Genomic DNA, 13,916 nt, shown 5'->3' on the forward strand with positions numbered 1-13,916 from the left:
TTGTGCGAGTACGGGCTGACTCCGGCGCAGATACAGGGCCAGATGGAGCCGGAATACACATCAGAGAGGACAATCCACTTGTACCACCGGGGCCTGCCGCTGGTGCTGGTCAAACCGGACGGCAGCATTGCCTGGCGCGCCGAGTATGACAAATGCGGCAACGTGCTGCGGGAAGATAATCCGTACAATCTGCAACAGCTGATACGCCTGCCGGGCCAGCAGTATGACGACGAATCCGGACTGCACTACAACCGCCACCGGTACTACAGTCCGGGGCTGGGACGGTATATCACCCAGGATCCGATAGGGCTGGAGGGGGGATGGAACCCGTATATGTATCCGCTTAATCCGATTCAATTTACAGACTCATTAGGCTTGTGTGTGGAGGATCTCTGTATAATTGAGGGCGGAATACTTCTTTCTTTCCTTTTAGGGGCTGGCTCAACGATTCAGGCTCTACAATCGCGACAGGCTGATAATCGTCCGAGTACTCAAGAAGAAGCGAGGAATGAAGCTGAATCACAAAAGGATCAAGAATATAAGAAGGCGAAGAATTTTTGTGATAATAATCAACCAGATCTATTCAGGAAACGTTATGAGAATCGCTGTGCATTTTTATCTGACACAATTAATCATGCTCAGAAATGTGTTGATTTATATAATGACTGGGACCATAAGTGGCTTCCTGGCCGCCATGATGATAAGATCGCTTCTTGGGATAATCGGATAAATAACTTCAAAGAAGAATATAATAAAACCTGTACAGATAAATCGGATAAATTTAATTAAAAAGGTGATGCGGTGAGTAACAAAGAATTCAGGGAATTAATGAATTTAAAGAAAATAGCATCTGAAATTAACGCAAAAGAAACCTTTGAGAAGTATCAAAAAAATAGTGAATTTTGGGATGTACAGATAACAGAGGTGAACCAACGTGGGTTATCTGGTGATACAATGTTACATATTGCCGCATGGCAAGGAAATCTAGAAGATATAAATAATTTGATATTATTGGGGGCGAATGTAAATTCAATTGGTGATTTGGGTAACACTCCATTACATCAAGCAGTATTATCCGAACAAACAGAATCGATAAAAATTTTATTAGAGCACAATGTAAATACAGGCATAACAAATGAATCAGGAGAAAAAGCTCTTGACATAGCAAAAAGAAATGGCCGAAAAGAAATTATCGATTTAATTACAAAACAATCTAATAAACCTACGTTTAAAAAACGCAATAAGTAAAACCATTCGTACTCGGTTTTTGGTCGTAGTGAGGGAAGCCGGACATGGCTGGCGGGATGCGGTCTGACGGTGGAGCAGATGCCGGGACAGCAGTATGACGAGGAGTTGGGACTGCACTACAACCGCCACCGCTACTACAATCCGGGACAGGGACGATATATCACCCAGGACCCGATAGGATTGATGGGTGGATGGAACCTTTATAATTACCCATTAAATCCGGTCACAAATATCGATCCCTTTGGATTGGACACTCTCATTTTATCTGGAGGACCAACAGACGGTAATCCATTAGGATATTCTGCGATGGCGTTTACTAAAAAAGGAGTATATAGCTATGGGACAGATACTCCACGTGGGGGGAGTGTAGTATCTTATTTAACTGACCAAGCAAAACGCAGAAGTACGATAATACGTACAATTAAAACCACACCAGAGCAAGAACAAGATATGATTGATTATATTAACGCGAATTATAAAGTGGATAGAAGTGACTATGGGTATGTTACCCATAACTGTGCAACTATGGTTATAAATGCAATGGATCATGCCGGGGTTGCAAGAGATGCAATAGACGCAGTTTTAATACCAAATAGATATGATGAATTTCTACAAGGAACGCCAGCATACCTTCCATCTACAGTATCGATGATTGCCACGCTATCATCGGATATGCCTCCAGTTATTTCACCTCAGAATGGTGCAATCCCCACTAACTTAACGGAGTTTAATCAATGAGCAAGAATCATATAGTAATACCATTCCTATTAGCAGGCTTATTTATCTTATTGGGGATGTATGTTTATCGGATATTTCATCATGGTGAATTAGCAAATAAACCTATATGGGCTTTAATGCAATCGTTTGCTGCAAAAGAAGAATACACACCACCTCATACTCTCGGCGTGAAAATTGAGCCAGTTTTCGTTAAGGATGCTATAAAATATAAAAATCTTACGATTTATTGGGGATTCCCACGAAAAATGTACAATTCCCTTACTATTGGATTATCACCAATACTCACATTGATAATGATACGTCTTTGCCTATATTAGAGATAATTACGAACAGTGAAATTATTATTTTTCTTTTGGCGTATCCTCCGCATCAATAATTCTATTAGGAAATTCTAAGTTAGTGGATAGACAATATTTACTGGGAGATGAGAGAGTATCCATTTCAAACCTTTTGCAAAGATAAAAAAAGCCGCTGATAATCAGCGGCTTTTTTATTCTTACCTGAAAAAGAGCGTTAATTACTCTTCTTTCGCGCCACGCATTGCACGGCGACGATCGTTTTCAGTCAGGTGACGCTTACGGATACGGATAGAGGTTGGTGTTACTTCTACCAGTTCGTCGTCATCGATGAATTCCAGAGCCTGCTCCAGAGTCATCTTAACCGGCGGAACCAGAACCGTTGCTTCGTCAGTACCGGACGCACGCATGTTGGTCAGTTTCTTACCGGTCAGGCAGTTTACAGTCAGGTCGTTAGAGCGGCTGTGAATACCGATGATCTGGCCTTCGTAAACTTCAGCACCGTGACCCAGGAACAGCTTACCGCGATCCTGCAGGCTGAACAGTGCGAACGCAACTGCTTTACCCTGGCCGTTGGAGATCAGAACGCCGTTCTGACGCTGACCCACATCACCCGCACGAACGTCGTCGTAGTGGCTGAATGTGGAGTACAGCAGACCGGTACCGGAAGTCATGGTCATGAATTCTGAACGGAAGCCGATCAGACCACGGCTTGGGATCACGTAGTCAAGACGTACGCGGCCTTTGCCATCTGGATTCATGTTTTTCAGGTCGCCTTTACGCTCACCCAGAGCCTGCATCACAGAACCCTGATGCTGCTCTTCAACGTCCAGCGTTACGTTTTCGAACGGCTCTTGTTTACGGCCGTCGATTTCGCGGAAGATTACTTTCGGACGGGAAACCGCCATTTCGAAACCTTCACGACGCATGTTTTCGATCAGAACAGACAGGTGCAGCTCACCACGACCGGATACACGGAACGCATCCGCATCTTCGGTTTCTTCAACGCGCAGCGCAACGTTGTGCACCAGCTCTTTGTTCAGGCGGTCAAGGATCTGACGAGAGGTAACATATTTACCTTCTTTACCGCAGAACGGAGAGGTGTTTACGCAGAAGAACATGGTTACGGTCGGTTCATCAACGGACAGAGCTGGCAGCGCTTCAACATTCTGCGGGTCGCAGATGGTGTCGGAGATGTTCAGTTCGCCCAGACCAGTGATCGCGATGATATCGCCTGCTTCGGCAATGTCACTCTCGATACGTTCCAGACCCAGATGGGTCAGAACTTTACCGACTTTACCGTTACGGGTTTTGCCTTCGCTATCAATGATAGTGATCTGCTGGTTCGGTTTAACTTTACCGCGTTTGATACGGCCGATACCGATTACGCCAACGTAGTTGTTGTAGTCCAGCTGAGAGATTTGCATCTGCAGCGGGCCATCAAGGTCTACGCTCGGAGCCGGTACACGATCAACGATGGTCTGATACAGCGGAGTCATGTCTTCAGCCATGTCTTCGTGATCCAGACCCGCGATACCGTTCAGCGCAGAAGCGTAAACGATCGGGAAGTCCAGCTGCTCGTCGGTAGCGTCGAGGTTAACGAACAGGTCAAATACCTGATCAACAACCCAGTCAGGACGCGCGCCAGGACGGTCAACTTTGTTGATAACAACAATTGGCTTCAGGCCATGGGCAAAGGCTTTTTTGGTCACGAAGCGCGTCTGCGGCATCGGACCGTCCATTGCATCCACCACCAGCAGCACGGAGTCGACCATGGACATTACACGTTCAACTTCACCACCGAAGTCGGCGTGACCCGGGGTATCAACGATGTTGATACGGTAGTCATTCCATTTGATAGCGGTGTTTTTAGCGAGGATGGTAATCCCACGCTCTTTCTCCAAATCGTTGGAGTCCATCACGCGCTCTTGGGTTTCAGCACGTGCATCGAACGTACCGGATTGTTGGAGCAGCTTGTCTACCAGGGTCGTTTTACCATGGTCTACGTGCGCGATGATGGCGATGTTACGCAAATTTTCGATCACAACTTTGCCTCAGGCATTTTAGAAATAGCGCGTTATTGTACACGGATTAATCGCAGTACAAAACAGGATCACAAACATCCTCCGCAAACAAGTATTGCAGAGTTTCTTTGTGATCACATTCACGGAGCGTTAAAAGGGGTAATCTGACATGCTTTGCACCAATATGGTGCTTAATGTTCACATTAAAGCACTATAATGGTGCAATACAACCTTCATGGTGCAGCCCCTTTGCACGATGGTGCGCATGATAACGCCTTTTAGGGGCAATTTAAAAGTTGGCACAGATTTCGCTTTATATTTTTTATGGCGACACGGCCAATTTTTGCAGAATTGAAGACTTCGTTACCACGACGACAATAACCAATCCGGGAGAGTAAGTATGTCCGCTGAACACGTTTTGACGATGCTGAACGAACACGAAGTGAAGTTTGTTGATTTACGCTTCACTGATACCAAAGGTAAAGAACAGCACGTCACTATTCCTGCTCATCAGGTAAATGCCGAATTCTTTGAAGAAGGCAAAATGTTTGACGGCTCCTCAATCGGTGGCTGGAAAGGCATTAACGAATCAGACATGGTTCTGATGCCAGATGCGTCTACTGCTCTCATCGACCCGTTCTTTGAAGAGTCTACCCTGATCATCCGTTGCGATATCCTAGAACCAGGTACGCTGCAGGGCTACGACCGTGACCCACGCTCCATCGCTAAACGTGCTGAAGAATATCTGCGTTCTACCGGCATCGCAGACACCGTTCTGTTCGGGCCAGAGCCAGAGTTCTTCCTGTTTGACGACATCCGTTTCGGCGCATCTATTTCCGGTTCCCACGTGGCTATCGATGATATCGAAGGCGCATGGAACTCCTCCACCAAATACGAAGGTGGTAACAAAGGTCATCGTCCTGGCGTGAAAGGCGGTTACTTCCCGGTTCCTCCGGTAGATTCTTCTCAGGATATCCGTTCTACCATGTGTCTGATCATGGAAGAGATGGGCCTGGTTGTTGAAGCGCATCACCACGAAGTGGCGACTGCTGGTCAGAACGAAATCGCGACCCGCTTTAACACCATGACCAAAAAAGCGGACGAAATTCAGATCTACAAATATGTCGTTCACAACGTCGCTCACCGTTTCGGTAAAACCGCAACCTTTATGCCAAAACCAATGTTTGGCGATAACGGTTCCGGCATGCACTGCCACATGTCCCTGTCCAAGAACGGCGTAAACCTGTTCTCCGGTGACAAATATGCGGGTCTGTCTGAGCAGGCGCTGTACTACATCGGTGGCGTAATCAAACACGCTAAAGCGATCAACGCCCTGGCTAACCCGACCACCAACTCCTACAAGCGTCTGGTCCCGGGTTACGAAGCACCGGTCATGCTGGCTTACTCTGCCCGTAACCGTTCTGCGTCTATCCGTATCCCGGTAGTTGCTTCTCCGAAAGCTCGTCGTATCGAAGTGCGTTTCCCGGACCCGGCTGCTAACCCGTACCTGTGCTTCGCAGCGCTGCTGATGGCTGGTCTTGACGGTATTAAGAACAAGATCCACCCGGGCGAAGCAATGGACAAAAACCTGTACGACCTGCCGCCGGAAGAAGCGAAAGAGATCCCACAGGTTGCTGGTTCTCTGGAAGAAGCACTGAAAGAACTGGATCTGGACCGCGAGTTCCTGACCGCAGGCGGCGTGTTCACCAATGAAGCGATCGATGCGTACATTGCGCTGCGTCGCGAAGAAGATGACCGCGTGCGTATGACTCCGCACCCGGTAGAGTTTGAGCTGTACTACAGCGTTTAATCGTTTGAGTTGCCGTGGAACTTTTAGCCTGCTTAGGCAGGCTTGAGATCGATGGCGAATGATAGGACGCCTGATGGAGCAAACTTATCAGGCCTGGAGGGTAACATTACCTTGTAGGCCGGATAAGGCAAAACCGCCATCCGGCATCTATGTTTGCCAGTCATCTGTAGCCCATCCCAGGATGGGCTTTTTTCTCCACTAACAACCTGCTTTTTCGCGCTTTTTTGATGTAAAAAGCTATAATGCACTAAATTGGTGCAACACTTTTCAGGAGACTGCTGAATGGCAACCGGCACGCTGCCCGATGCTGGGCAGATCCTCAATTCTTTAATCAACAGCATCTTACTTGTCGACGATGAGCTGGCTGTACATTACGCCAACCCGGCGGCACAGCAGTTGCTCGCCCAAAGCTCCCGCAAACTGTTTGGTACACCGCTTCCCGATCTGTTGAGTTATTTCTCCTTAAACATCGGACTGATGCGAGAGAGCCTGGAAGCAGGCCAGGGCTTTACGGATAACGAAGTGACGCTGGTGATAGACAGCCACTCACATATCCTCTCTGTGACCGCTCAGAGGCTGCCTGATGGCCTTATCTTGCTGGAGATGGCCCCTATGGATAACCAGCGCCGTCTGAGTCAGGAACAGCTCCAGCACGCCCAGCAGATTGCCGCCCGCGATCTGGTGCGTGGTCTGGCACATGAAATTAAAAACCCGCTGGGCGGATTACGCGGTGCGGCGCAACTTCTCAGTAAAGCGCTTCCGGACCCGGCACTGACCGAATATACCAAAGTTATTATTGAACAGGCGGACCGCCTGCGTAACCTGGTCGACCGTCTGCTGGGACCGCAACAGCCCGGCATGCACATCACGGAAAGTATTCACAAAGTGGCGGAACGCGTGGTGGCGCTGGTCTCAATGGAGCTGCCGGAAAACGTCACGCTAATCCGGGATTACGACCCAAGTCTGCCCGAATTACTGCACGACCCGGACCAGATCGAGCAGGTTTTGCTGAACATCGTACGCAATGCTTTGCAGGCGCTGGGACCGGAAGGCGGCGAGATCATTCTGCGCACCCGCACCGCGTTTCAGCTCACGCTACACGGCATGCGTTACCGTCTGGCGGCACGAATTGATGTAGAGGATAACGGTCCAGGTATTCCCTCGCATTTGCAGGATACGCTGTTCTACCCAATGGTTAGCGGTCGCGAAGGCGGTACCGGCCTTGGATTATCTATCGCCCGTAATTTGATTGATCAACATTCCGGCAAAATTGAATTTACCAGTTGGCCGGGTCATACCGAGTTCTCGGTTTACCTGCCTATCAGGAAATAAGGTGACGTTTATGCAACGAGGAATAGTCTGGGTCGTTGATGACGATAGTTCCATCCGTTGGGTGCTTGAACGTGCGCTCGCAGGGGCAGGGCTAAGCTGTACCACATTTGAAAGTGGTAAAGAGGTACTGGACGCGCTGGCCAGCAAAACGCCGGACGTGCTGTTGTCGGATATCCGCATGCCGGGTATGGACGGCCTGACGCTGTTAAAACAGATTAAACAGCGGCATCCGATGCTTCCGGTCATCATAATGACCGCGCACTCCGATCTGGATGCCGCCGTCAGCGCCTATCAGCAAGGGGCGTTTGATTATCTGCCTAAACCTTTTGATATTGATGAAGCCGTGGCGCTGGTCGAGCGCGCCATCAGCCATTATCAGGAACAGCAGCAGCCGCGCAATGTTCAGATTAACGGCCCCACAACCGACATCATCGGCGAAGCGCCGGCAATGCAGGATGTCTTTCGCATTATTGGCCGCCTGTCCCGATCGTCAATCAGCGTATTGATAAACGGAGAGTCAGGGACCGGTAAAGAGCTGGTCGCCCATGCGTTGCACCGTCATAGCCCGCGCGTCAAAGCGCCGTTTATCGCGCTGAACATGGCGGCTATTCCGAAAGATTTGATCGAATCTGAGCTGTTTGGTCACGAGAAAGGCGCGTTTACCGGGGCGAATACCATTCGTCAGGGGCGCTTTGAACAGGCAGACGGCGGTACGCTGTTCCTCGATGAAATTGGCGATATGCCGCTGGACGTGCAAACGCGTTTATTGCGCGTATTAGCCGACGGACAGTTTTACCGCGTTGGCGGTTACGCGCCCGTAAAGGTAGATGTACGCATTATCGCCGCCACGCACCAGAATCTTGAACTACGCGTGCAGGAAGGCAAATTCCGTGAGGACTTATTCCATCGGCTGAACGTCATTCGGGTACATCTGCCACCGCTGCGTGAACGTCGGGAGGATATCCCCCGCCTGGCGCGTCATTTCCTGCAGGAGGCCGCCCGCGAACTGGGGGTGGAAGCCAAACAATTACACCCGGAAACTGAGGCTGCGCTCACCCGTCTGGCCTGGCCAGGTAACGTGCGTCAGCTTGAGAACACCTGCCGCTGGTTAACCGTAATGGCCGCCGGGCAGGAAGTACTGATTCAGGACTTACCAACCGAGCTGTTTGAAACCTCCGTGCCAGACGCACCGTCCCATATGCAGCCGGATAGTTGGGCAACGCTATTGGCACAGTGGGCAGATCGGGCATTACGCTCCGGCCATCAAAACTTGCTTTCCGAGGCCCAACCGGAGATGGAGCGCACGCTGTTGACTACCGCGCTCCGTCATACTCAGGGGCATAAACAGGAAGCGGCACGCTTGCTCGGCTGGGGTCGTAATACCTTGACGCGTAAGCTAAAAGAACTCGGAATGGAGTGACATATCGTCACTGTGTAAAGATTAATAATTGAGCGCAAATAGCTGCTATTTTGCGCTTTACTGTTCCGATGAGTTAAGTATGATCGTGCCCGGAAAACGGGGGGGAAGTCATCATGCTGGAATCAATCATTAATCTGCTGTCGAGCGGTGCAGTCGAAAGCCATACGCCACAAACTGCGGTCGCCGCAGTATTGTGCGCAGCGCTTGTTGGGCTTTTCAGCTAGCGGGTTCGCCGGGTGGCGCTTCGCTTACCCGACCTACGTATTGAGATTTTCGTAGGCACGATAAGCGAAGCGCCACCCGGAAAAGCGTTAAATCACCCGCGAGAATTGCTGCATCCGCGCTTTCTGGCGCAGATACGCATCGAAGCACATGCAAATATTACGGATCAGCAGACGGCCCTTCGGCGTGACCTGAATCCCCTTCTCATTGACATCCACCAGCCCATCCTTCGCCAGCGGTGCCAGCAGTTTCAGGTCTTCGGCAAAATAGTCAGCGAAGTTCAGATCCCATTGCTGTTCCACAGCGGCATAGTCGAGGCGGAAGTTGCAGATCAGGAGCTTAATAACATCACGACGAATGCAGTCATCGCGGGTCAGGGCAATTCCGCGCCACAGCGCGTCACCCTGCTCGTCTACCTGCTGATAATAGCGCTTCAGCTCTTTCTGGTTCTGCGCGTAGTTGTCACCAATCATACTGATGGCTGACACGCCCATTCCCAGCAGATCGGTATCACCCTGGGTGGTATAACCCTGGAAATTACGATGCAGCACACCCTTGCGTTGAGCAATCGCCAGCTCATCATCCGGGCGGGCAAAGTGATCCATACCAATGAACTGATAGCCAGTTTCGGTCAGTGAAGAGATGGTTTCCTGCAGGATATCCAGCTTCTGCTGCGCGCTGGGCAGGTCGGCATCTTTAATTTTGCGCTGAGCGGCAAACAGCGTCGGCAGGTGCGCGTAGTTAAAGACGCTCAGTCGGTCTGGATTCAGCTCAGAAACGCGTTTCAGGGTGAAGGCGAAACTTTCCGGCGTCTGTTTTGGCAAACCATAAATCAGATCGATGTTCGTTGAGGTAAAGCCAATCTCACGCGCATGATTCAGCAGCGCAAAGATAAACTCCTCATCCTGCTCACGGTTCACCAGGCGCTGAACTTCTTTATTGAAGTCCTGCACCCCCATGCTCAGGCGGTTAAAACCTTCAGCGCGTAAATGATCGAGCACATCCAGCTCAATTTCACGCGGATCCACTTCGATCGAAATTTCGGCGTCGTCGTTAAAGTTAAAGTTGCCACGTAGCAGCGACATCAAACGGCTGATTTGCGCTTTATTCAGGTACGTTGGCGTGCCGCCGCCCCAGTGCAGCTGACTGACATGGCGTCCGGCGAACAGCGGTGCGCGATGAATAATTTCTTGTTCTAAGACATCGAGGTATTGGTCGGCTTTATGCTGCTGGCGAGTCACGACCTTGTTACAGCCGCAGAAATAACACAGCTTGTGGCAGAATGGGATGTGAACGTACAGCGAGAGAGGACGCTCAGGATAACGCGCCACGGCCTTTAGAAATGCCTCAGTGCCGTAGTCTTCAGAAAACTCCAGCGCGGTCGGGTACGAGGTATATCGTGGCCCGGAATAGTTATATTTCTGGATCAGGGCCAGGTCCCAGTCTATTAACTGCTCTGACATGCTCACTCCTTCCGATGGCGTCTCTGGCGGGTACGGCGTACCGACTTAACCCCAGTACGGGTGATAAGTCGGTTGCGCAGCCACTTCTGTCGCCGCGACAACCGCTGTAGTTTAACGAATAACCACACCAGATAACATATAACCGGAAGGGTTATAAGCAGGACGGGAAGACCCACGGTGTAAAACCGTTAGTTGCCGCCTTTCAGCAGGCGCATCATGTCTTCCTGCTTTTCTTCTTCTTCCTCTTCTTCCTCGTCATCGTAAGAAAGACCCAGCTTTTGCATCAGCTCATCGATGCGATCCAGCTTGGCATCAACCCAGGACTGATCTTCCGCGCTCAGGGTTTCTCCTGCTTCAAGACGCTCCAGCAGCGCATCCAGGCGCTCATCCGTTTCCAGTAAATCCAACTCAGCCTGTGGTGAAAGCATAGGTTTCTCACTCTTCGGTTTGTGCTGTTTGGTGACTTTTTCGGTCACGCCCAATGGAATGGGGGTTTTGCTGCCAATACGAGGATCTTTTTGCTTATTTTGGTTTCCGCCACCAGATGCGCCTTCGCTACCGGACGCACGGCTACCTGCCGCATGACCACGGTGTTTTTTCTGGCGCTTACGGTCGCGAGCTTCCTGGTTAATTTCTTCGCGTGTTTTACGACGCGCTTTTGCAGGACCTTTACCGCGTGGTGTAGAAGTTGGTTTCATCATGATTCGTCTTTGGCTGTTTTTATTCAGTATATAATTGCGCCGGAATCTAGCAGAAATAAAGAAAAAAGGCGACAGAGTAATCTGTCGCCTTTTTTCCTGACTCTCAACCCTTACGGGCTCTACAATCCCTGTTGGCTATCAACACACCCTGTTTTTCCCTTAGCCTGTAACATTCCGTGTTGTTTCCATTTCCTTTTACTAACGTCTCCGGACGTTTGTCTTCCTGACAATCCTGTGTCTTCGCCTCCTGGCGCTCCTGACCTGAATCGCCACGGGTTTAACAGACACCTCAGAGTCATTTAAGATGGCTTAAAGAGAGGTGCCCATGAGCGGTAAGCGTTATCCCGAAGAGTTTAAAACTGAAGCAGTCAAACAGGTTGTTGATCGCGGTTATTCTGTTGCCAGCGTGGCAACACGTCTCGATATCACCACCCACAGCCTTTACGCCTGGATAAAGAAGTACGGTCCGGATTCTTCCACTAATAAAGAACAGTCAGATGCTCAGGCCGAGATCCGTCGTCTCCAGAAAGAGCTGAAGCGGGTTACCGACGAACGGGACATATTAAAAAAAGCCGCGGCGTACTTCGCAAAGCTGTCCGACTGAGGTACGCCTTTATCCGTGACAACACCTGTTGCTGGCCTGTTCGCCTGCTCTGTCGGGTGCTGGATGTTCATCCCAGTGGTTTTTACGCCTGGCTTCAGCAGCCGCATTCTCAACGCCATCAGGCAGACCTGAGACTGACAGGACAGATTAAACAGTTCTGGCTGGAATCGGGATGCGTCTATGGTTATCGCAAAATCCATCTGGATCTGCGGGACAGCGGGCAACAGTGCGGAGTGAACAGAGTCTGGCGACTGATGAAACGTGTCGGGATAAAGGCTCAGGTCGGATACCGGAGCCCGCGGGCACGTAAAGGCGAGGCCAGTATCGTGTCGCCCAACAGGCTCCAGCGACAGTTCAATCCGGATGCTCCTGATGAGCGTTGGGTAACAGACATAACCTACATCAGGACCCACGAAGGCTGGCTGTATCTTGCTGTGGTTGTTGATCTGTTCTCACGCAAAATTATCGGCTGGTCCATGCAATCCCGGATGACAAAGGACATTGTCCTGAACGCACTGCTGATGGCTGTATGGCGGCGTAATCCCCAAAAACAGGTGCTGGTTCATTCGGATCAGGGCAGTCAGTACACAAGCCATGAGTGGCAGTCTTTCCTGAAATCACACGGCCTGGAGGGCAGCATGAGCCGTCGCGGTAACTGCCATGATAATGCGGTTGCAGAAAGCTTTTTCCAGTTGTTGAAACGCGAACGGATAAAGAAAAAGATCTACGGAACGCGGGAAGAAGCCCGCAGTGATATTTTTGATTACATCGAAATGTTTTATAACAGTAAGCGTCGGCATGGTTCTAGCGATCAGATGTCACCGACAGAATATGAAAACCAGTATTATCAACGGCTCGGAAGTGTCTAGATTATCTGTGGCGATTCAACCCTCATCCTGAGTCATCTATCCTTTCAGCTTCCTCGCTATGGACGCTACTTTACCGTTTTGGTTTAAACGTACAAGTAACCTGGGTAACAATTTCTGATTTTAAGAATAGCGCCCAAATGTAACCATATGATTTATTTTAGTTCTGTCATTTTTTACTCTGTCATCTCGTATAGAAACTGTCGGCAATGTCTCACAAAGCGCGGGGTTTTTACTTACACAGCCCACTCGTCGAAAAACCAGCCTTTTGCTGGGGTTCAGGTATAATCGCTGCAAAGCCCTGATTGATGGAGAGGACTGCTTTGACTAACTTGAATTATCAACAGACGCACTTTGTGATGAGTGCGCCTGATATTCGCCACTTACCTTCCGATACCGGTATCGAAGTGGCTTTTGCTGGCCGTTCCAACGCAGGCAAATCCAGTGCGCTAAATACCCTGACGAATCAAAAAGGTCTGGCGCGTACATCTAAAACGCCGGGTCGTACTCAGCTCATCAACCTGTTTGAAGTCGTTGACGGCAAACGCCTGGTCGATTTACCAGGATACGGTTATGCCGAAGTTCCGGAAGAGATGAAGCGTAAATGGCAACGCGCGCTGGCTGAATATCTGGAAAAGCGTCAGAGCCTGCAAGGTCTGGTAGTGCTGATGGATATTCGTCACCCGTTAAAAGATCTCGATCAACAGATGATCCTGTGGGCGGTTGAGAGCAACGTTCAGGTTCTGGTACTGCTGACTAAAGCAGATAAGCTGGCCAGCGGTGCACGCAAAGCGCAGCTGAATATGGTACGTGAAGCCGTACTGGCATTTAACGGTGACGTGCAGGTAGAAGCATTTTCATCGCTGAAAAAACTGGGTGTGGACAAACTGCGGCAAAAACTGGATAGCTGGTTTAGTGAACTGGCACCGGTTGAAGAGGAGCAGGACGGGGAATAACCCACCGATATGCCGGATGGCGCCGCTGCGCGTCTTATCCGGCCTACAGATCTTTATTTTTGCTCTAAATAATTCGAGTTGCATAAAGGCGGCGACGCAGCAAATCCCAGGAGCTTACATAAGTAAGTGACTGGGGTGAGCGAGGAACCCAACGCGTATGCAGCTTGAAGTATGACGAGCAAAATAAAAAACGCCCCAGTCATTACTGACTGGGGCGGCTAAAATATTCAGCCAAA

The 13,916-nt window shown here is 50.0% G+C and carries 12 protein-coding genes and 2 pseudogenes; 10 read left to right on the forward strand and 4 right to left on the reverse strand.

All coding sequences use genetic code 11. The features are described 5' to 3' along the window. Positions 1-12: 12 nt before the first annotated feature. The 4 genes and pseudogenes from IB222_RS22540 to IB222_RS22555 form a co-directional block, all read left to right on the forward strand. Positions 13-354, forward strand: a pseudogene (locus IB222_RS22540) (RHS repeat-associated core domain-containing protein); the annotation flags it as partial. Positions 355-801: 447 nt separating this feature from the next. Next, a complete protein-coding gene (locus IB222_RS22545; RefSeq protein WP_149385132.1) occupies positions 802-1,248 on the forward strand; it encodes an ankyrin repeat domain-containing protein in 447 nt (148 codons plus the stop codon). Positions 1,249-1,317: 69 nt separating this feature from the next. Further along, complete coding sequence (locus tag IB222_RS22550) at positions 1,318-1,986, forward strand: RHS repeat-associated core domain-containing protein (protein WP_348925551.1); 669 nt, start codon at positions 1,318-1,320, stop codon at positions 1,984-1,986. After that, the gene (locus IB222_RS22555) at positions 1,983-2,303 is read left to right on the forward strand and encodes a hypothetical protein (protein ID WP_149385130.1); all 321 of its coding nucleotides are present in this window, start codon (positions 1,983-1,985) and stop codon (positions 2,301-2,303) included. Before IB222_RS22550 ends, IB222_RS22555 begins: the two co-directional genes overlap by 4 nt. A gap of 200 nt (positions 2,304-2,503) precedes the next feature. Here IB222_RS22555 and typA read toward each other — a convergent pair whose 3' ends face one another. Continuing rightward, positions 2,504-4,327, reverse strand: a complete 1,824-nt coding sequence (gene typA / locus IB222_RS22560; RefSeq protein ID WP_008786988.1) for a ribosome-dependent GTPase TypA — start codon at positions 4,325-4,327, stop codon at positions 2,504-2,506. A gap of 379 nt (positions 4,328-4,706) precedes the next feature. Here typA and glnA point away from each other — a divergent pair, with 379 nt between their 5' ends. The 4 genes from glnA (at position 4,707) to IB222_RS22580 (ending at position 9,092) form a co-directional block, all read left to right on the forward strand. After that, a complete protein-coding gene (glnA, locus tag IB222_RS22565) occupies positions 4,707-6,116 on the forward strand; it encodes a glutamate--ammonia ligase (protein WP_003825314.1) in 1,410 nt (469 codons plus the stop codon). A 282-nt stretch (positions 6,117-6,398) separates the two neighbouring features. Beyond that, a complete protein-coding gene (gene glnL / locus IB222_RS22570) occupies positions 6,399-7,448 on the forward strand; it encodes a nitrogen regulation protein NR(II) (RefSeq protein WP_008786986.1) in 1,050 nt (349 codons plus the stop codon). A gap of 10 nt (positions 7,449-7,458) precedes the next feature. Then, a complete protein-coding gene (gene glnG, locus IB222_RS22575) occupies positions 7,459-8,868 on the forward strand; it encodes a nitrogen regulation protein NR(I) (RefSeq protein ID WP_003825317.1) in 1,410 nt (469 codons plus the stop codon). Between the two features lie 113 nt (positions 8,869-8,981). Then, positions 8,982-9,092, forward strand: a complete 111-nt coding sequence (locus tag IB222_RS22580; RefSeq protein WP_020996121.1) for a YshB family small membrane protein — start codon at positions 8,982-8,984, stop codon at positions 9,090-9,092. An 87-nt stretch (positions 9,093-9,179) separates the two neighbouring features. On the opposite strand, the gene hemN is transcribed toward IB222_RS22580, so the two are convergent. The 3 genes and pseudogenes from hemN to IB222_RS22595 form a co-directional block, all read right to left on the reverse strand. Beyond that, positions 9,180-10,553 (reverse strand): oxygen-independent coproporphyrinogen III oxidase, encoded by a 1,374-nt coding sequence (hemN, locus tag IB222_RS22585; protein ID WP_149385128.1) that lies wholly within the window; start codon positions 10,551-10,553, stop codon positions 9,180-9,182. 188 nt (positions 10,554-10,741) lie between these two features. Then, the gene (gene yihI / locus IB222_RS22590) at positions 10,742-11,251 is read right to left on the reverse strand and encodes a Der GTPase-activating protein YihI (RefSeq protein ID WP_003028627.1); all 510 of its coding nucleotides are present in this window, start codon (positions 11,249-11,251) and stop codon (positions 10,742-10,744) included. 106 nt (positions 11,252-11,357) lie between these two features. Further along, positions 11,358-11,522 (reverse strand): annotated as a pseudogene (locus IB222_RS22595) (hypothetical protein); the annotation flags it as partial. A 57-nt stretch (positions 11,523-11,579) separates the two neighbouring features. On the opposite strand from IB222_RS22595, the gene IB222_RS22600 reads away from it, so the two are divergent. Together IB222_RS22600 and yihA are read left to right on the forward strand one after the other, a co-directional pair. Beyond that, positions 11,580-12,727 (forward strand): IS3 family transposase gene (locus tag IB222_RS22600; protein ID WP_113772681.1). Its coding sequence is split into 2 segments (ribosomal slippage): positions 11,580-11,817 and positions 11,817-12,727, totalling 1,149 coding nucleotides; the frame shifts between segments, so codons are not numbered across the junction. A 320-nt stretch (positions 12,728-13,047) separates the two neighbouring features. Continuing rightward, entirely contained in the window at positions 13,048-13,680 is a 633-nt protein-coding gene (gene yihA, locus IB222_RS22605; RefSeq protein ID WP_063941722.1) for a ribosome biogenesis GTP-binding protein YihA/YsxC, read from the forward strand. Positions 13,681-13,916: the final 236 nt, after the last annotated feature.

The organism is Citrobacter sp. C13, assembly GCF_014596815.2.
GTDB classification, from domain to species: Bacteria; Pseudomonadota; Gammaproteobacteria; order Enterobacterales; family Enterobacteriaceae; genus Citrobacter; species Citrobacter portucalensis.